20 protein-coding genes are annotated in these 17,774 nt (G+C 63.2%); 6 read left to right on the top strand and 14 right to left on the bottom strand.

Translation table 11 applies throughout. From position 1 onward, the window contains the following. Positions 1-34 precede the first annotated feature (34 nt). Positions 35-286 carry a type II toxin-antitoxin system RelE/ParE family toxin gene (locus AB7M33_RS07715; RefSeq protein WP_454242661.1) on the bottom strand — a complete coding sequence of 84 codons (252 nt, stop codon included), beginning with the start codon at positions 284-286 and terminating at the stop codon, positions 35-37. Between the two features lie 20 nt (positions 287-306). Continuing rightward, positions 307-771: a hypothetical protein gene (locus tag AB7M33_RS07710; RefSeq protein WP_454242660.1), complete on the bottom strand. Its 465-nt coding sequence runs from the start codon at positions 769-771 to the stop codon at positions 307-309. A gap of 102 nt (positions 772-873) precedes the next feature. On the opposite strand from AB7M33_RS07710, the gene AB7M33_RS07705 reads away from it, so the two are divergent. Then, positions 874-1,314, top strand: coding sequence for an acyl-CoA thioesterase (locus tag AB7M33_RS07705; RefSeq protein WP_085273862.1), 441 nt, complete (start codon positions 874-876; stop codon positions 1,312-1,314). A 55-nt stretch (positions 1,315-1,369) separates the two neighbouring features. Here AB7M33_RS07705 and AB7M33_RS07700 read toward each other — a convergent pair whose 3' ends face one another. From AB7M33_RS07700 to fdhD, 3 genes are all read right to left on the bottom strand, one after another. Then, on the bottom strand, positions 1,370-1,849 hold the full coding sequence (locus AB7M33_RS07700; protein WP_027595195.1) for a glycine zipper domain-containing protein: 480 nt from the start codon (positions 1,847-1,849) through the stop codon (positions 1,370-1,372). Positions 1,850-2,216: 367 nt separating this feature from the next. Further along, positions 2,217-4,562 (bottom strand): FdhF/YdeP family oxidoreductase, encoded by a 2,346-nt coding sequence (locus AB7M33_RS07695; RefSeq protein ID WP_454242659.1) that lies wholly within the window; start codon positions 4,560-4,562, stop codon positions 2,217-2,219. Positions 4,563-4,567: 5 nt separating this feature from the next. After that, the gene (fdhD, locus tag AB7M33_RS07690) at positions 4,568-5,398 is read right to left on the bottom strand and encodes a formate dehydrogenase accessory sulfurtransferase FdhD (protein ID WP_099452628.1); all 831 of its coding nucleotides are present in this window, start codon (positions 5,396-5,398) and stop codon (positions 4,568-4,570) included. 174 nt (positions 5,399-5,572) lie between these two features. On the opposite strand from fdhD, the gene lysM reads away from it, so the two are divergent. Beyond that, positions 5,573-6,013 (top strand): peptidoglycan-binding protein LysM, encoded by a 441-nt coding sequence (lysM, locus tag AB7M33_RS07685; RefSeq protein ID WP_265970222.1) that lies wholly within the window; start codon positions 5,573-5,575, stop codon positions 6,011-6,013. Between the two features lie 158 nt (positions 6,014-6,171). Here lysM and yrfG read toward each other — a convergent pair whose 3' ends face one another. Next, positions 6,172-6,834, bottom strand: coding sequence for a GMP/IMP nucleotidase (gene yrfG / locus AB7M33_RS07680; protein ID WP_027595199.1), 663 nt, complete (start codon positions 6,832-6,834; stop codon positions 6,172-6,174). A gap of 64 nt (positions 6,835-6,898) precedes the next feature. Between yrfG and nudE the strand changes: the two genes are divergently transcribed. Together nudE and cysQ are read left to right on the top strand one after the other, a co-directional pair. Beyond that, complete coding sequence (gene nudE, locus AB7M33_RS07675; RefSeq protein ID WP_027595200.1) at positions 6,899-7,465, top strand: ADP compounds hydrolase NudE; 567 nt, start codon at positions 6,899-6,901, stop codon at positions 7,463-7,465. Continuing rightward, positions 7,462-8,298, top strand: coding sequence for a 3'(2'),5'-bisphosphate nucleotidase CysQ (gene cysQ, locus AB7M33_RS07670; RefSeq protein WP_454242658.1), 837 nt, complete (start codon positions 7,462-7,464; stop codon positions 8,296-8,298). Before nudE ends, cysQ begins: the two co-directional genes overlap by 4 nt. 150 nt (positions 8,299-8,448) lie before the next feature. On the opposite strand, the gene AB7M33_RS07665 is transcribed toward cysQ, so the two are convergent. From AB7M33_RS07665 to rfbB, 7 genes are read right to left on the bottom strand one after another with little or no spacing between them, the layout of a single operon-like run. Next, complete coding sequence (locus AB7M33_RS07665; RefSeq protein WP_027595202.1) at positions 8,449-8,904, bottom strand: thioesterase domain-containing protein; 456 nt, start codon at positions 8,902-8,904, stop codon at positions 8,449-8,451. Beyond that, on the bottom strand, positions 8,901-10,310 hold the full coding sequence (locus AB7M33_RS07660) for a sigma-54-dependent transcriptional regulator (RefSeq protein ID WP_027595203.1): 1,410 nt from the start codon (positions 10,308-10,310) through the stop codon (positions 8,901-8,903). Before AB7M33_RS07660 ends, AB7M33_RS07665 begins: the two co-directional genes overlap by 4 nt. Continuing rightward, positions 10,307-12,121 carry a sensor histidine kinase gene (locus AB7M33_RS07655; protein ID WP_027595204.1) on the bottom strand — a complete coding sequence of 605 codons (1,815 nt, stop codon included), beginning with the start codon at positions 12,119-12,121 and terminating at the stop codon, positions 10,307-10,309. Before AB7M33_RS07655 ends, AB7M33_RS07660 begins: the two co-directional genes overlap by 4 nt. Positions 12,122-12,159: 38 nt before the next feature. Then, positions 12,160-13,098, bottom strand: coding sequence for a dTDP-4-dehydrorhamnose reductase (gene rfbD, locus AB7M33_RS07650; protein ID WP_454244206.1), 939 nt, complete (start codon positions 13,096-13,098; stop codon positions 12,160-12,162). After that, the gene (gene rfbC, locus AB7M33_RS07645; protein WP_027595206.1) at positions 13,017-13,562 is read right to left on the bottom strand and encodes a dTDP-4-dehydrorhamnose 3,5-epimerase; all 546 of its coding nucleotides are present in this window, start codon (positions 13,560-13,562) and stop codon (positions 13,017-13,019) included. Before rfbC ends, rfbD begins: the two co-directional genes overlap by 82 nt. Next, the gene (gene rfbA, locus AB7M33_RS07640) at positions 13,559-14,434 is read right to left on the bottom strand and encodes a glucose-1-phosphate thymidylyltransferase RfbA (RefSeq protein WP_027595207.1); all 876 of its coding nucleotides are present in this window, start codon (positions 14,432-14,434) and stop codon (positions 13,559-13,561) included. Before rfbA ends, rfbC begins: the two co-directional genes overlap by 4 nt. After that, entirely contained in the window at positions 14,431-15,513 is a 1,083-nt protein-coding gene (rfbB, locus tag AB7M33_RS07635) for a dTDP-glucose 4,6-dehydratase (protein ID WP_027595208.1), read from the bottom strand. Before rfbB ends, rfbA begins: the two co-directional genes overlap by 4 nt. A 266-nt stretch (positions 15,514-15,779) precedes the next feature. Between rfbB and aguA the strand changes: the two genes are divergently transcribed. Next, entirely contained in the window at positions 15,780-16,886 is a 1,107-nt protein-coding gene (gene aguA, locus AB7M33_RS07630; protein WP_099428084.1) for an agmatine deiminase, read from the top strand. A 195-nt stretch (positions 16,887-17,081) separates the two neighbouring features. Then, positions 17,082-17,279 (top strand): hypothetical protein, encoded by a 198-nt coding sequence (locus AB7M33_RS07625; RefSeq protein ID WP_027595210.1) that lies wholly within the window; start codon positions 17,082-17,084, stop codon positions 17,277-17,279. A 117-nt stretch (positions 17,280-17,396) separates the two neighbouring features. Here AB7M33_RS07625 and AB7M33_RS07620 read toward each other — a convergent pair whose 3' ends face one another. After that, positions 17,397-17,681 carry a hypothetical protein gene (locus tag AB7M33_RS07620; RefSeq protein WP_454244266.1) on the bottom strand — a complete coding sequence of 95 codons (285 nt, stop codon included), beginning with the start codon at positions 17,679-17,681 and terminating at the stop codon, positions 17,397-17,399. Positions 17,682-17,774: the final 93 nt, after the last annotated feature.

Below are 17,774 nucleotides of genomic sequence, written 5' to 3'. Positions count from 1 at the left end.
AGCCGCCCTCAGGGGCGGCTTTTTCGTATGTGAATCAAGGCCATTTTTGCCGTGCATGCAGAATACGGATGATCTCAACGCACTCGCCCGAGACGCGGTAAATCATCACATAGTTAGGCCGTACCACGATTTCTCGAGTTTCTGGGTGCCTGCCCTTTCTGTACAGAGAAGGATTGTGTGCAGCGCGCCTGGCTTTTTCCCTGAAGGATTCGTCCAGCATGATGGCCGCTTCAGGGTTATCTTGCGCAATATGGTCCATGATGCGAAAACGGTCTTTACGTGCCATCTGACGCCATACCAGGCGCATCAGCGGATTTTGGCCCTGAGCGCAGCGCGGTGTGCGGCGAACAGTCGTTCCGCTTCTTCATCCTCCATAAGCGGTGAAATATCGTTCAGGCTTGCCTCGACCTGTTCAGTAAACCAAGCCTCATAGGCTGCGGCCTCATGGGCCTTTTTGAGGGCCTGGGCACGATCCGGCCGTTGATAGGTACTCGTTTGGCCAGGATCAAACGTGGATGCATCGACTTCGAAATGCTCAATACCCAGATCGAGCAGGTAAGTCACCAGGGTTTCGAATTTCTTGAATAGCCTCACGTTGCCGCTGCGTTGGGCGGTCAGAATGTGTTCCTGCTGATTGATATCGACCTGAACGGCCCAGCCTCCCGGTTGGCCCACGATGTGAGTGGCGTTGATGCGTCCTGCTTCAGCCAATCGGCTAAGGTTGGCATGGTCTACTTGATGAGTGGGCACGGGTGTTTTTCTCGGTTTCATCGGGATTAACCATGCTATGCAATCTATAGTTGATTGCGACTATATGCCTTCCGATATTGTTGTGGGAAGCTTCCTTCTGGTGTCATCAACTGTGGATAACTAATGACCGAATCTCCTCAGCGTTCCGCATTCACCCATTTCCACCCCATCCTCACCCGCCCGCAAGACAATGATCACAACGGCCATATCGCCGGTGCCACCGTGCATGGCTTCTTCGAAACCGCTATCCAGGCGTTTCTGGTGGAGCAGGCCGAATTCGACCTGCGCGAAGGTGCGCTGGCGGCGTTTGTGGTCAGTTCGGCTGCAGACTTCTTCGCCCTGCCGGGCTTTCCGGATGTGCTTGAGGTGGGGCTGGGCGTGACGCGCCTGGCGGGCAGTACCGTGGAGTACCGGTTGGCCCTGTATCGCCCGGGTGAAGCAGACGCCTGTGCGGCGGGGACGGTGGTGCAGGTGTTCATCGAGCGGGCAAGCGGCCGGCCTGTGCCGTTGCCAGAGGCGCTGCAGGCAGTGCTCGCTGGCCTTCAGCTCGGGCAACAGGCATAAAAAAGCCCCGCCGGTGCGGGCGGGGCTTTTGTTGCCAGGGCTGGGCCCTCAGGCATTAGTCGCGCCAGTGGCGCTTGTGCTTGCGGTGGCCGTAATGGTGGCCACGGTCGTAGTGACGGCGGTCGTCATAGCTGCGACGGTAGCGACGATCGTCATGGCGCTCGTCTTCGTCGGCCTTGTTACCCATGTAGTTACCCAGCGCGCCACCGGCACCACCGCCGGCTGCTGCACCAATGTAGCTACCGGTGGTACCGCCCACGGAGCGACCGACCACGTTACCGCCTGCAGCGCCCAGCGCGCCACCGATGGCGGCTTCGCCACGCTGGCGTTTGTCGGCACCCAGTGCACCGCCGGCGGCGCCGCCCAGGCCGGCACCAATCGCGCCGCCTGTGCTACCACCGATGGAGTTGCCCACGACGGAGCCGAGTACCCCACCCAATGCGCCGCCAATGCCGGCCTCGGTATTGCCACCGGCCATGGCAACGCCGCTGAGCAAGCTGAAAGACAACAACAGAATCGAGGAGTACTTCTTCATCAAGAGAGCCTCATAGGGATGACGAGGGCGAATTTGAGGCTCTGGAGGGCGGCTGGCAATTGAAATCCGACGAGTAGCACGAGTTGTACACAATTCTCTAAGTTACTGTATTTGCTGTGAAACTTAATCGTTTTTTGGCTGTCAGAGGTACTTATGACAAAGCCCTGAACCGTTGCGGAACAGGGCTTTTTTCGTTTTTGCCGGTTACGTTCCGCGCAGTCATACGCTGGCTTTGTAGGAGCGGCCTTGCGTCGCGAAAGGGCCGCAAAGCGTCCCCAGCAATATTTGCGGCGACGCCGAAATTGGGGGCTGCTGCGCAGCCCTTTCGCGACGCAAGGCCGCTCCTACAATGATTGTGCAGTGAATGTCAGATAATCCGATTGTTATCCCGCGCCCGCTCAAGCTTGATGGCAATGAACTTGGACGTCGGCGTATGGCTGCCATCGCCAATGCTCTCAAGCGGCACCAGCGGGTTCACTTCGGGATAGTAAGCCGCCGCTTGCCCCGCCGGGATATCGAAGGCCAGCAATGTGAAACCATGCACACGGCGCACATGCTCATCCCCCCACAACGAAACGATGTCGACCTTCTGCCCCGGCTGGAACCCCAGGCGGACGATGTCGGCCTCGTTGGCGAACAGCACTTCACGCTGGCCACGCACGCCGCGGTAGCGGTCATCCAGGCCATAGATGGTGGTGTTGTACTGATCGTGCGAGCGCATCGACTGCATGATCAGGTCGGGCAACTGGCCGCTGGCCCGCACCCTTTCATCAAGCAAGGTATCCGGCAACAGGTTGGCCTTGAAGTTGGCGCGGCCGGTAGCGGTCTTCCATTCGCGGCTGGCGGCGCTGTTGCCCAGGTAAAAGCCACCCGGTTCACGCAGGCGTTCGTTGAAGCCGCTGAAGCCGGGGATGGTGTCGCCGATCAGGTCGCGGATGCGGTCGTAATCGGCCACCAGCCAGTGCCAGTCGACCGGTTGTTTGCCCAGGGTGGCGGCGGCGATACCGGCAACCACCGCAGGCTCCGAGCGCATCTGCGTCGACAGCGGTTTCAACTGGCCGTTGGAGGCGTGGACCATGCTGAACGAGTCTTCCACAGTCACCGCTTGTGGGCCATCGGCCTGCAGGTCGATGTCGGTACGGCCCAGGCACGGCAGGATCAGCGCCTGCTTGCCGTGGACCAGGTGGCTGCGGTTGAGTTTGGTGCTGATGTGCACGGTCAGTTCGCAGTTGCGCAGCGCCTGCGCGGTGCGCTCGGTGTCTGGCGTGGCTTGGGCAAAGTTGCCGCCCAGCCCGATGAACACCTTGGCGCGGCCGTCGAGCATGGCGTGGATGGCTTCGACGGTGTTGTGGCCGTTGTGCCGCGGCACGGGGAAGTTGAAGCGCTTTTCGATGGCGTCGAGCAAGGCCACCGGCGGCCGCTCGTTGATGCCCATGGTGCGGTCGCCCTGGACGTTGCTGTGGCCACGCACCGGGCACAGGCCGGCGCCTGGCGCTCCGATGTTGCCGCGCAGCATCTGCAGGTTGACGATTTCCTGGATGGTCGGCACCGAATGGCGGTGCTGGGTGATGCCCATCGCCCAGCACATGATCACCCGCTTGCCACGGCAGTACATGCGCGCGGCCAGTTCGATGTCGGCCAGGGTCAGGCCGGATTGCGCCTGAATGTGTTCCCACGAAGTGGCGTCGACCACGGCCAGGTAGTCATCGACGCCGTGACCATGCTCGGCAATGAAGGCGTGGTCGAAGACCGCAGGCTCACCCTTGGCCTGGGCTTCGCGTTCCCACTGCAGGACGAACTTGGCCATGCCACGCAGCAGCGCCATGTCGCCACCCAGGGCCGGGCGGAAGAACGCGGTGTTGGTCGGCCGGTCGCTGTTGGTCAACATCTCCAGCGGGTTCTGCGGGTGCTGGAAGCGCTCCAGGCCGCGCTCTTTCAGCGGGTTGACGCACACCACCTGGGCACCGCGTTTTACCGCATCGCGCAGCGGGTCGAGCATGCGCGGGTGGTTGGTGCCCGGGTTCTGGCCCCAGACGAAGATCGCATCGGCATGCTCGAAGTCGTCGTAGGTGACCGTGCCCTTGCCGACGCCGACGCTCTGCCCCAAGGCCACGCCGCTGGCTTCGTGGCACATGTTCGAGCAATCCGGGAAATTGTTGGTGCCGTAGGCGCGCACGAACAATTGGTAGAGGTACGCCGCTTCGTTGCTGGCACGGCCCGAGGTGTAGAACTCAGCCTGGTCAGGGGTTGCCAGGTTGTTCAGTTCGCGGGCGATCAGGGCGAAGGCCGCCTCCCAGCTGATGGGCTGGTAATGGTCGCGTTGCGCGTCGTAGACCATCGGTTCGGTCAGGCGGCCCTGGTACTCGAGCCAGTAATCGCTTTGCTCGCGCAGCGCGCTGACGCTGTAGCGGGCGAAGAAGGCGGCATCGACGCGGCGCTTGGTGGCTTCCCAGTTGACTGCCTTGGCGCCGTTCTCGCAGAACTTGACCATGCCGCTTTCCGGCGAATCGCCCCAGGCGCAGCCAGGGCAGTCAAAGCCGCCATTCTGGTTGGTCTTGAGCAGGGCGCGAATGTTCTTCAGCGCATTGTCGCTGCCGACCCAGGCCTTGGCCACGCTGCGCAACGCCCCCCAGCCGCCGGCGGGGCCGTGGTAGGGCTTGTAGCGAGGGGAGGAGGCTGGGGCGTTGTCCGGGAGGTGCTGGTACGAGGTCACGGCTGTTACGACTCCGCCGCTGGGCTGTAGACCCGCGGTGCGCTGTGCTTGGGCAAGTGGATGAGGTTGAGGTTGTGCTTGCGTGCCCATTGGAGGGCAAGGCCGGTGGGCGCCGACAGGCTAACCAGGGTCTGGATGCCGGCACGCAGGACCTTCTGGATCAGCTCCAGGCTGCAGCGGCTGGTGACGATGGCCAGGCCGCCTTCACTGTCGATGCCTTGGCGCAGCAGGGCGCCGATCAGTTTGTCGAGGGCGTTGTGCCGGCCAATGTCCTCGCGGCCGAGCAACAGCTCGCCGTTACGGTCCATGAACAGTGCCGCATGCACCGCGCCGCAATGCTGGCCTAGCGGCTGGAAGGCGTCGATGCGCTGGCGCAGGCCAGCCAGCCAGTGCGCGGGCGGCAGTGGCGCGCCGGGCAGTTCGGCAAGCTCTGGCAGTGCCTGCTCCAGGGCTTCGACCCCGCACAGGCCGCAGCCGCTGGTACCGGCCAGTTGGCGGCGCTGGTTTTTCAGGTTCCAGAAGGCGCGGCTGGAGATTTCCAGGTCGGCGTACATTGCCGAACCGCTGCCGGACAGCTTGAGGTCATAGATTTCCTGAGTGCCTTCGACAATCCCGCTGCCGACGCTGAAACCGACTGCAAAGTCTTCCAGGTCGGTCGGGCTCACCAGCATCACGGCCTGATTGAGGCCGTTGAAGGCGATGGCCAGGGCGACTTCTTCGGCCAATGGCGTGCTGGCACGCTCGGCGTCGCTGAGCTGGACGTACTCGTAGGTGTTGCTGGCGGCGGGCAAGGCCAAAGGCGATGAGGCCGCGCAGACCGGAGGTTTGCTGTTCATCGGGGCTGACTACCGGCGGCTTTTTGATAGCACAAGCCTAGGCCTGTGGGCCGGTCACGTCTAATCGCTAGGGTCTATGCCGTGATAGACCGCGTCGATTGGTCGCACTGGGGCAGGGTGGGCAATCCTGGCCTAGACTCCTGGCTCCGAGGTTTTATCAACAAGGAGAACGCAATGAGCCTGTTCAGTTTCGTGAAGGAAGCCGGCGAGAAGTTGATCGACCTACTGACCCCCGGCAATGCCAATGCCGAGGAGCAGTTGAAGAAACACGTGAAAGACGTCGGGCTGGGTAATCCGAACATCACCGCCACTGTAGAAGGCGACAAGATCATCCTCAAGGGTGAGGTGGCCAGCCAGGAGGAGAAGGAGAAGATCATTCTGGCGGCGGGGAACATCAGTGGTGTGGCCAGCGTTGACGATCAGATCACCGTAACAGGGCCAGTCGTTCAGGCGGCGCGGTTCGTTACCGTGAAAAAGGGTGACACCCTGTCAGCCATTGCCGTAGTCGTGTATGGCAACGCCAACCAGTACAACAAGATCTTCGAGGCCAACAAGCCGATGCTCGAGCACCCGGACAAGATCTACCCGGGGCAGGTGTTGCGCATTCCGGACTGATCTTTACTGCCCGTACCGCAGGGTAGCGCATCAGCCTGTAGGAGCAGCCTTGTGCTGCGAAGAGGCCGGTATGGCCAGAGTATGTCTTTTGCCATACCGGCCTCTTCGCAGCACAAGGCTGCTCCTACAGGTCGGCGCTGTACCTGCGAAAAGGAGCATCACAGGCCTGCCAGCAAATCCCGGTAATCCTCGACCGCTGCAAACTCCTGGGTGTCGCGAGGTGCAGCCTGGCTATCGGGCTGGCGCACCGCCAGCAAATGCCCCACGCCAAACCGCTGGGCACTGCGCAAAATCGCCAGGGTGTCATCGATGAACAGGCTGCGCGCAGGCTCAAAGCCGATATCCGCCTGCAAGGCATCCCAAAACTGTGGGCTCTCTTTCGGGTAGCCATAATCATGCGAACTGATCAGCCGCTCGAAATACGGCGCCAGTTCCACCCGCTCCAGCTTCAGTGACAGCGAGTCACGGTGGGCATTGGTGATCATCACCACGCGTTTGCCTGCCTGACGGATGGCGGCCAGGAAGGTGTCGGCGTCGGGGCGCAGGGCGATCAGGTCGGCGATCTCGCGTTTCAGTTCGCGGATCGGCAGCTTCAGTTCACGGCTCCAGAAGTCCAGGCAGTACCAGTTGAGCGTGCCAGCATTGCGCTCGAACAAAGGCTGCAGCTCCATTTCCGCCATGGCCCGGCTCACGCCATGCAGCTCGGCATAGCGCTGGGGCAGGTGCTCCAGCCAGAAGCGGTTGTCGTAGTGCAGGTCGAGCAGCGTGCCGTCCATGTCCAGCAGGACAGTATCGATGGCAGACCAGGGAAGAACAGGCATGGGAAACTCTCGTTCAGTCGGCTAGCCACGGTATAGTAACCCGTTCACGCCAAGGAGCTGCCCCATGCGCCAGAAACCCACCGTCCTTAACCGCGAAATCGTCGCCAGCAGCCGCCTGTTCCGCGTCGAGGCCGTGCAATTGCGCTTCAGCAACGGTGCCGAGCGCACGTATGAACGCTTGGTCGGCCGGGGCAATGGTTACGGGGCGGTGATGATCGTGGCCATGCTCGATGCCGAGCATGCCGTGCTGGTCGAGGAGTACTGCGGCGGCACGGACGAATACGAGCTGTCGCTGCCCAAGGGCTTGATCGAGCCGGGCGAAGACGTGCTGGCGGCGGCGGACCGCGAGCTCAAGGAAGAAGCCGGCTTTGGTGCGCGGCAGTTGGAACACCTGACCGAGTTGTCGCTGTCGCCGGGCTACATGAGCCAGAAGATCCAGGTGGTGCTGGCTACCGACCTGTATGAAGAACGCCTTGAGGGCGACGAACCAGAGCCCATGGGCGTAGACAAGGTCAACCTGCGCGAGCTGTCGGCTCTGGCCATGCACCCGCAATTCACCGAGGGCCGTGCCTTGGCGGCGCTGTACCTGGCGCGCGACCTGCTGATCCAGCGGGGGCTTCTGGAGCTATGAACGACCTGCAACTGATGCACGAAGTGGTCAAGCTGGCCCATCTGGCGGGCGAGGCGATTCTGCCGTTCTGGCGGGCCGACGTGGCGGTGACCAACAAGGCCGACGATTCCCCGGTGACCGCCGCCGACCTGGCCGCCCACCGCATCATCGCTGATGGCCTGCTGTCGCTGGCGCCACACATCCCCGTGCTGTCCGAGGAGGACTGCAACATTTCGCTGGCCGAGCGCCAGGGCTGGGGCCGCTGGTGGTTGGTCGACCCGCTGGACGGCACCAAGGAATTCATTGCGGGCAGTGAAGAGTTCACGGTCAACATCGCCCTGATCGAAAACGGCGTGGTGGTGTTTGGCGTGGTCTCGATGCCGACCAATGGGCGCTGCTACTTGGGTGGGCGCCAGTTGGGTGCGTGGCGTGCCGAGGCGGGGGAAGCTGCCCAGCCAATCCAGGTGCGTAACGCACCGCCTGCCGAAGGCCGTTTCACCGTGGTGGCCAGCCGTCGCCATTCCAGCCCCGAGCAAGAGGCGCTGTTGGCAGGGTTAGGGGCGGCGGTGGGTGAGCTGGACCTGGCCAATATCGGCAGCTCGCTGAAGTTCTGCCTGCTGGCCGAAGGCAGCGCTGATTGCTACCCGCGCCTGGCACCGACGTCGCAGTGGGATACCGCCGCTGCACAGGGCGTATTGGAGGGGGCCGGTGGCGAGGTGATTGGGCTGGATGGCCAGCCGTTCACCTACCCGGCGCGTGAATCCCTGCTTAATCCGTTCTTCCTGGCCTTGCCCCGCGCAGCCGCCTGGCGCCAAGCCTTGATCGATCTGGCGTGTAAAGAACAAAACGCTTAACCCCGCGCCTCATGATCTTGTGGGAGCGGGTTTACCCGCGAAGAAGCCAACCCGGTTTCTGGCACCGGCTTCGCCGGTGTTCGCGGGTAAACCCGCTCCCACAGAGCCCCTGCTGGATCAGCAGGCGTTGTTTCGGTCCATGCGTGTGCGTCAGCGGTGCAGCACGTACTGGCCGCTGAATTTCACGGCAGGCTCGTCACTGCCAGCATTGCTGACGGTGGTTTCCAGCGTCAAACGCGCCCGCCCACGGCGCTGGTACATCGCCACGAAGCGCTCCCAAGCCTTCTCATCCGGCGCCGCACAGCGGGCCACCGCCGCGCCGGTGACCGGCAGCGGATAGCTGATCTGCCCCTCCTGAATGACGATATGCCCGTCATCGATGCCCAGCTCGCGCAAGCGCAGGTGCAGCCACCCCCAACCCACCAGCACTGCGGCGCAGTACAGGCTGCCGCCGAACATGGTGCTCTTGTGGTTGACGTTGGCTGCCAGCGGCAGTTGCAGGCGCAGGGTGTGCTGCTGCCAATCGATGACCTCCAGGCCCATTTCGCGGGTCAGAGGGATGTCGCTGTGCAGTACGGATTGCAGGTACTGGCTGTCGCTGCTCATGGACGGTTGTCCTCCTGGTCGTCGTGCCCGCCACTGCCGCCGTCAAAATTGAGGCTGTGTTTGCGCAGCTTGTCATGCAGGGTCTTGCGGGGGATGCCCAGCGCTTCGGCCAGGCTGCGCATCGAGCTGTGCGGCTGGGCAAGCTCGGCGGCGATCAGCGAGCGCTCGAACTGTTCGACCTGTTCGCTGAGGTTGCCGGTCAATACCGCCGCCGTGGGCGTTGCCGCAGCGGGCGCCTGGCCGTCGAGGGCAAGCTCCAGGCCAAGGGCGAAACGCTCGGCGACGTTCTGCAGCTCACGCACGTTGCCTGGCCAGTCGTGGCGCAGCAGCAAGGCACGCTGGGCCGGCTGCAGGGTGTGCGGCGGCAAACCGTGGCGCTGGCTGGCGGCGTCGGCAAAGTGCTGGAACAACACCAAAATGTCATCGCCACGCTCGCGCAGCGGGGGGATGCGCAGCGGCGCCACGTTCAGGCGGTAATACAGGTCGGCCCGGAAGCGCCCTTGGTCGGCGGACTGACGCAGGTCTTCCTTGGTGGCGGCGATGATGCGGATATCCAGCGGGATCAACTGGTTGCCGCCCAGGCGTTCGACCACCCGCTCCTGCAGCATGCGCAGCAACTTCACCTGCACATCCAGGCTCATGCTCTCGATTTCGTCGAGGAACAGCGTGCCGCCATTGGCGAATTCGAACTTGCCGATACGCCGCTTCTGCGCACCGGTGAAGGCGCCGGGTTCGTGGCCAAACAGCTCGCTCTCGACCACCGATTCGGCCAATGCCCCGGCGTTGATGGCCACGAAGGGCCCGTCGCGGCGGCTAGAAAGGTCGTGCAGGGCGCGGGCCACCACCTCTTTGCCGGCGCCAGTCTCACCCAGAATCAGCACATCGGCACGGGTGCCAGCCAAGGCGCCGATCTGCTCACGCAGGCGTAGCATCGTCGGCGACTGGCCCACCAGGCGGGTGGCCAGTTGCTGACGGTCGCTCAAGGCCAGGCGCAGGCTGCGGTTGTCCAGCACCAGGCGGCGCAGGGCCAGGGCGCGGCGCACGCTGTCGAGCAGGGCGTCGCTGGCGAACGGCTTTTCGAGGAAGTCATAGGCGCCGGCACGCATGGCCTGTACCGCCAGCGGCACATCGCCGTGGCCAGTAATCAGCAGCACAGGCAGTTCGCTGTCGCGGCCGTGCAGTTGCTCCAGCAGTTGCAGGCCATCGATGCCCGGCATGCGGATGTCGCTGACCACCACACCGGGCCAGTCGGCTTCGATGCGCTCGGCCAGGCCTTGGGCATCGGCAAGCGCCACCACCTTGAGCCCGGCAAGGTCCAGGGTCTGGCTCAGGGCTTGGCGCAGGTGCGGGTCGTCGTCGACCAAAATGACCTGGGCTTGGCTGTCGATCAGTGTCTCGGGGCTCATGCCGAGGGGTCCTCCGAATTGGGCAGGGTAGCGCCGGGTGCCGCCACGCGCAGTTGCAGGGTAAGCAGGGCACCGCCTTCTGGGTGGTTGGCCAGCAGCAGTTCGCCGCCCAGGGCGCGCATCAGGCTTTCGCAGATGGCCAGCCCCAGGCCAAGGCCCTGGGTACGGGTCTTGGTGGTGAAGAACGGCTCTTTGGCATGCTCCAGTGCCTGGCGGCTGAAGCCCGGGCCGTTGTCGCGGATGTACAGGTAGACGTAGCCATCGCGCTGTTCGGCACTCAGCCAGAGGCGGCGCGGGTTGGCCTTTTCGGTCAGGGCATCGAGGGCGTTGGCCAGCAGGTTGCCCAGCACTTGGCGCAGGCGGGTTTCGCCGGCTTGCACCCACAAGGTGGCCTCTGGCAAGTCGCGGATCAGCTCGACGGCCATCGCCCGGCGGCGCTTGGCCAACAGCGCCAGGGCGTCGTCCAGTGCCGGCTGCAGGGCCACGCTTTCCGGGGCGTGGCGGTCGCGGCGGGCGAAGGCGCGCAGGTGGGCGATGATCGAGGCCATGCGCCCGGTCAGCTCACCGATCAGCTTGAGGTTGCCGCGGGCGTCTTCGGTGCGCTGGTGGTCGAGCAGGATCTCGGCATTTTCGGCGTAGCTGCGGATGGCCGCCAGCGGCTGGTTGAGCTCGTGGCTGATGCTCGCCGACATGGTGCCCAGCACCGACAGCTTGCCGGCCTGGACCAGTTCGTCCTGGGCCCGCACGGCCTCCTGCTGGGCGTTTTCACGTTCGAGCACGGCGCTCTTGAGGCGGGTGTTGAGGCCTTCAAGGTCGGCGGTACGTTCGGCGACGCGCTTTTCCAGCTCTTGACGGCCACGAGCCTCGAAGTCGATGCGGTCGATGTAGTGCCGACGCCGCTGCATCACCAGGCCGGCCAGCAGCACCAGCACCAGCAACGTGCCGGCGCCGATGGCCATCACCGTCTGCACCGAGCGGTCGACCAGGATGCGCGGGGCGAGGATGCTGACCTGCCAGCCGGTTTCCTTGATGTCGCGGGTCTGGGTGATCCACGCGTCCTGGTTCAGCACCAAGGGTTGCGGGGCCTGGGTCGGGTACGGCTGGATGGCGATGATCGCCTGGCGCTCGGCCTCGGTCAGCGCGCGGGTGGCGCGGAAACGCCAGTCCGGCCGAGAGGTGAGGATGACCACGCCGTTATGGTCGGTCAGCAACAGTTGCTCGGGGGTACGGCCCCAGAGGGTTTCGGTGTGGTCGAGGTCGACCTTGACCACCAGCACGCCCACGATCCGCTCGCGGTCGCGCACGGCGGCGGCGAAGAAGTAGCCACGCTTGGCCGAGGTGGTGCCCTGGCCAAAGAAGCGCCCCAGGTGGCCGGCCATGGCTTCGTTGAAGTAGGGGCGGAAGGCGAAGTTGCGACCGACGAAACTGTCGTGCTTGTCCCAGTTGGAGGCGGCCAGGGTATTGCCGCTGACGTCCATCAGGTACATGACCTCGGCACCGGTCTGCTGGACGATATCCTTGAGCAGGCGGTTGGCGTTGGTCACCGCCTCCAGGCGGAACGGGTCGGCCAGCACGCCGCGCAGCGCCGGCAGGTCGCCGAGGATTTGCGGCAGGGTTTCGTAGCGGTGCAGGGTGCCCAGCAGGTTGGCGACGTACAGGTCGAGGGTCTGGCGATTCTGCGAAGCCAGCTCTTCCTGGTAATAGCGCTCGGCCAGATGATGCAGCGGCCACAGCAGTGGGATCAGGCACACGGCCAGCAGGGCCAGGCTGCGCCAGCGGGGACGGCGTGGGGGCGTGGGTTTCGCGATCATCAGGTCAATGCGCCAGAAAAGTCTGACGCAATTATGCGCTACTTGAGGCAGTCGATCAGCGCCTGCTGCCAGTGCGGCAGGCTGATGTGCCATTGCTGGGCCAAGCGTGAGCAGTCCAAGCGTGAATTGAGTGGCCTGCGGGCGGGTGTGGGGTATTCGCTGGACGGGATGGGCTGCAGTTCGGCACAGGGTAACCCTTGCGCCTGCAACTGCTCGGCGATCGCCTGGGCGAAACCGAACCAGGAGGTCTCACCTTGCGCAGTGAGGTGGTAGGTGCCCCAGTCGCCAGCCTGCCCGGCTTGCCAGCGCTCGATCAGCGTGCGGGTGCTGGCAGCAAGGGTAGCGGCAGACGTCGGCGCGCCAATCTGGTCGTTTACCACGCGCAGTTGGGGCTTTTCCTGCAGCAGGCGCTGCATTGTCAGCAGGAAGTTGCGCCCATACAACGAATAGACCCAGCTGGTACGCAGGATCAGGTGCTGGCCGGCCACCGCGGTAATCGCCTGCTCGCCGGCCAGTTTGCTGTGGCCATAAACCCCCAGGGGGTTGGGCGTGTCTTGTTCGGTATAGGGCGTGGCCTTGCTGCCGTCGAAGACATAGTCGGTGGAGTAGTGGATGAGCGGCGCACCCAGCCGTGCTGCTTCTTCGGCGAGCACGCGGGGGCCATGGGCATTGACTGCAAAGGCCCGCTCGGGCTCTTGTTCGGCCTGGTCCACCGCCGTGTAGGCAGCAGCGTTTATGATCAGGTCGGGAGCGAGCCGGCGCAGCGGCTCGCGCAGGGCCTCGGGCTGTGCCAGGTCGAGGTGCTCGCGGCCAAGCACGTGTAGCTCGCCAAGCCCGGCCAACTGCGCCTGCAGCGCTTGGGCAACCTGGCCATTACGGCCGCAGACGACGATTTTCATGGCAGCAGTTGCGCCTCGCTCAGCGGTACGCCGACCTTGTCTTTGTCCGACAGCACCGGCGGCCCCGCAAGTTGCCAGTCGATGGCCAGCTCAGCGTCATCCCAGCGGATACAACGGTCTGCGCCAGGGTTGTAGTAGTCCGTGGTCTTGTAGAGAAACTCGGCCGATTCGCTGACCACCGAGAAGCCGTGGGCGAACCCCGGTGGAATCCACAATTGCCGATGATTATCGGCCGACAGGTGAACCGCGACCCATTTGCCAAACGTGGGCGAACTTCTGCGCACGTCCACGGCAATGTCGCGTATCTCGCCCTGTACCACCCGCACCAGTTTGCCCTGGGTGTTTTCCACCTGATAGTGCAGGCCGCGCAACACGCCTTTGACGGAGCGCGAGTGGTTGTCCTGGACGAAGTCCACGGTGACGCCGGTGTGCTTCGCGAATTCGCGGGCATTGAAGGCTTCGAAGAAGAAGCCACGGCTGTCACCGTATACCGTTGGCTCGATGATCAGTACGTCAGGGATCTCGGTGGGGATGATGTTCATGCAGACTCGTTTGCCAGTTTGCCCAGGTACTGACCGTAACCGGTCTTCTTGAGTTTTTCAGCCTTGGCCAGCAGCTGGTCACGGGTGATCCAGCCCTTGTTGAAGGCGATTTCTTCCAGGCAGGCCACTTTCAGCCCCTGGCGGTTCTCGATGGTTTGCACATATTGCGAGGCATCCAGCAGGCTCTCGTGGGTGCCGGTGTCGAGCCAGGCGAAGCCCCGGCCAAAGCGCTCCACACGCAAGTCGCCGCGCTGGAGGTAGGCATTGGTGACATCGGTGATCTCAAGCTCGCCGCGCTCCGAGGGGCGAATGCCTTTGGCGATTTCGACCACGTCGTTGTCGTAGAAGTACAGGCCCGTCACGGCATAGCTGGACTTGGGCTTGAGTGGCTTCTCTTCGATGGACAGCGCGTTGCCCTGCTCGTCGAACTCGACCACACCGAAGCGCTCTGGGTCCTTGACCCAATAGCCGAACACCGTGGCGCCACTGGGGTGGCTGACCGCGCGCTGCAACTGTTCGGTGAAGCTCTGGCCGTGGAAGATGTTGTCACCGAGGATGAGGCAGACCGAGTCGTCACCGATGAACTGCTCACCGATCAGGAACGCCTGGGCCAGGCCGTCGGGTGATGGCTGCTCGGCATAGCTGATGCGAATGCCGAACTGGCTGCCATCGCCGAACAACTGGCGATACTGAGGCAGGTCCTGGGGTGTGGAGATCAGCAGGATGTCGCGAATATCGGCGAGCATCAGCACCGAGATCGGGTAGTAGATCATCGGCTTGTCATAAATCGGCAGCAGTTGCTTGGATACCCCGAGGGTGATGGGGTGCAGGCGGGTGCCGGATCCTCCGGCCAGGACGATGCCCTTGGTCATGCAATGAGCTCCTTGATGTCGGTATTGCCCAGGCGTTCCCCCTGGTAGCTGCCATCCTGGACATGGCGGCACCACTGCAGGTTATCCAGGTACCACTGCACGGTCTTGCGCAGCCCGGTGGCGAAGGTTTCCTGCGGTACCCAGCCCAGCTCCCGTTCGATCTTGCTGGCATCGATGGCATAGCGCAGGTCATGGCCGGGGCGGTCTTGAACGTAGGTGATCAGGTCTGCATAACGGGCCACGCCTTCAGGGTGCTGTGGCGCCAGCTCGTCGAGCAGGGCACAGATGGCGTGGACCACGTCGAGGTTCTTCTGCTCGTTGTGGCCGCCGATATTGTACGTTTCGCCGACCTCGCCGCGGCTCACCACCTCAAGCAACGCCCGGGCGTGGTCTTCGACGAACAACCAGTCGCGCACCTGCTGGCCATTGCCGTACACCGGCAGTGGCTTGCCGGCCAGGGCATTGAGGATCATCAGCGGGATCAGCTTTTCAGGGAAATGGTACGGGCCGTAGTTGTTCGAGCAGTTGGTGATCAGTACCGGCAGGCCATACGTGCGGTGCCAGGCGCGTACCAGGTGGTCCGAGGCGGCCTTGCTCGCCGAATAGGGGGAGCTGGGCGCATACGGCGTGGTCTCGTGGAACAGGTCGTTGGCGCCATGCAGGTCGCCATACACTTCGTCGGTGGAGATATGGTGAAAGCGGAACGCACGGCGCTGCTCGGCAGGCAGGCGGCTCCACCAGGCACGGGTGGCTTCGAGCAGGGCATAGGTGCCGACGATATTGGTCTGGATGAACGCCGCCGGGCCATCGATCGAACGGTCCACATGGGACTCGGCAGCCAGGTGCATGATTGCGTCGGGCTGGAAGCGCTCGAGCACGGCACTGACTGTCGCCGCATCGGCGATATCGGCCTGGACGAATTCGTAACGGGTATTGTTGGCGATGCTTTGCAGCGACTCGAGGTTGCCGGCGTAGGTCAGCTTGTCGAGGTTCAGCACTTCGTGTTCGGTGTTGCCGATCAGGTGACGGACCAGCGCCGAGCCAATGAAGCCGGCGCCGCCTGTGACGAGTATGCGCATCTCAAGTCGCCTCTGGTAAACCAAGTTCTATGGCATGCAGCCTAGCTCGTCGGCTAGGGTGGTGGCAGACAAATATCATGGGTTTGAGTGTGATCATGACGGATATGCCGATTGATATCGATTTATTAAGCGATAAGGCTTTGCCGATCGGCTGTTTTTGCTTTTAAAGCCGATATATATCGGTTATAAATTTGCCATCGTTGCTCCTACCCCCATCGACCAACGCCCCAGCGCACATCGGCTCAGGGCCTACGCAGAGGTTAACCATGAAAACCCTCAATTCTACCCCCCGGGCCGACGGCTTCCACATGCCCGCTGAATGGGCGCCGCAGACCCAGGTCTGGATGGTCTGGCCGGAGCGTTCGGACAACTGGCGCCTGGGTGGCAAGCCGGCACAGGCCGCCCATGTGACATTGGCCAAGGCTATCGCCCGCTTCGAGCCAGTGACCGTGGGTGTTTCTGCTGGCCAGTACGAGAACGCACGCCGTCAGCTCGACCTGCCGAACATCCGCGTCGTGGAAATCAGCAATGACGACGCCTGGGTGCGCGACACCGGCCCGACCTTCGTCATCAACGACCACGGCGAAGTGCGCGGCGTGGACTGGGGCTTCAACGCCTGGGGCGGCTTCGATGGCGGGCTTTACGCACCCTGGAACCGTGACGAAGAACTGGCCGCCAAGGTCCTGGAAATGGAGCGCTGCCAGCGCTACCAGACCGAGGGCTTCGTGCTGGAGGGTGGCTCGATCCACGTGGACGGCGAGGGCACGGTGATCACCACCGAAGAATGCCTGCTCAACCGTAACCGCAACCCGCACCTGGGCCGTGAGGAAATCGAAGCGGTCCTGCGTGAGCAGTTGGCAGTCGATACCGTGGTCTGGCTGCCGGACGGCCTGTACAACGACGAGACCGACGGCCACGTCGACAACTTCTGCTGTTACGTGCGCCCAGGCGAAGTGTTACTGGCTTGGACTGATGATTCCAACGACCCCAACTACGCCCGCTGCCACGCGGCGATGGACGTGTTGAAAAACACCCGCGACGCCAAAGGCCGTGAGTTCGTGGTGCACAAGATGCCGATCCCTGGCCCGCTGTACGCCACGGCTGAAGAGTGTGCTGGCGTCGACCAAGTGGCCGGTAGCCAGGAGCGCGACCCGTCGGTGCGCCTGGCCGGCTCGTACGTGAACTTCCTGATCGTCAACGGCGGCATCATCGCGCCGAGCTTCGATGACCCTGCCGATGCCCAAGCCAGAGCCATCCTGGCCGAGCTCTTCCCGGATCATGAAGTGGTCATGATCCCAGGCCGTGAGTTGTTGTTGGGGGGCGGCAATATCCACTGCCTGACCCAGCAGCAGCCGGCGCCAGTCAAGCGCTGAGACCACCCTGAATAAAGAGGCCCGTCATACGACGGGCCTTTTTTTCGGGCTACTTTTCCAAGCGACGTCCGGCCGCCTGAGTGGCATACGTTTTGTATTGTTTTTCAATTAGATAGCTCGAATGGGTCGGGCTCTCTGATCTGTAACAATGCCTACGTAAATTAGCCGCTCACGGGCAAAGGAGTACGTGTGGAAATGAACGCAGCAAGTGAGTCGGCTTTGTGCCCATCGGCCGTTAACCACCCATCGCTCAAGCTGTTGGCGCAGTGGTTGAAGCACCATGGAAACATCCAGGTCAGGACGACCGACCCACGACGTTTGCTTGCCGGGCGATACCCGCAAGGGCTGATCAGTGAAGCAGAGATGCAGGCGCTGATGGCGGTGTGGCACTGATCTCATCGGTTTTACCGGTGCTGGCCCCTTCGCAGCACAAGGCTGCTCCTACAGGTGGCGCGCGATCCCTGTAGGAGCAGCCTTGTGCTGCGAAGAGGCCGGTACAGCCACCAAAGATCAGAAGCGGTAAGTGCTCGTCACCACCAGGCTCCGCGGGTCGCCCACCTGGATCTGCGCCGCACTGGTCGCCGAGCTGTAGTAGGTCTTGTCGGCAATGTTGTTCAACGCCGCCCGCACATCCCAGTCGTGGGTGCGGTAGCCGGCCAGCGCATCCCAACGGCCCATGGAAACATCCAGGTCAGGACGACCGACCCACGACGTCTGCTTGCCGGGCGATACCCGCAAGGGCTGATCAGTGAAGCAGAGATGCAGGCGCTGATGGCGGTGTGGCACTGATCTCATCGGTTTTACCGGTGCTGGCCCCTTCGCAGCACAAGGCTGCTCCCACAGGTGGCGCGCGATCCCTGTAGGAGCAGCCTTGTGCTGCAAAGAGGC

It is taken from the genome of Pseudomonas sp. Y3 TE3536 (assembly GCF_053629175.1).
The sequence above is the reverse complement of the archived record's forward strand: the minus strand, read 5'-3'. Positions and strand labels throughout refer to the sequence as shown.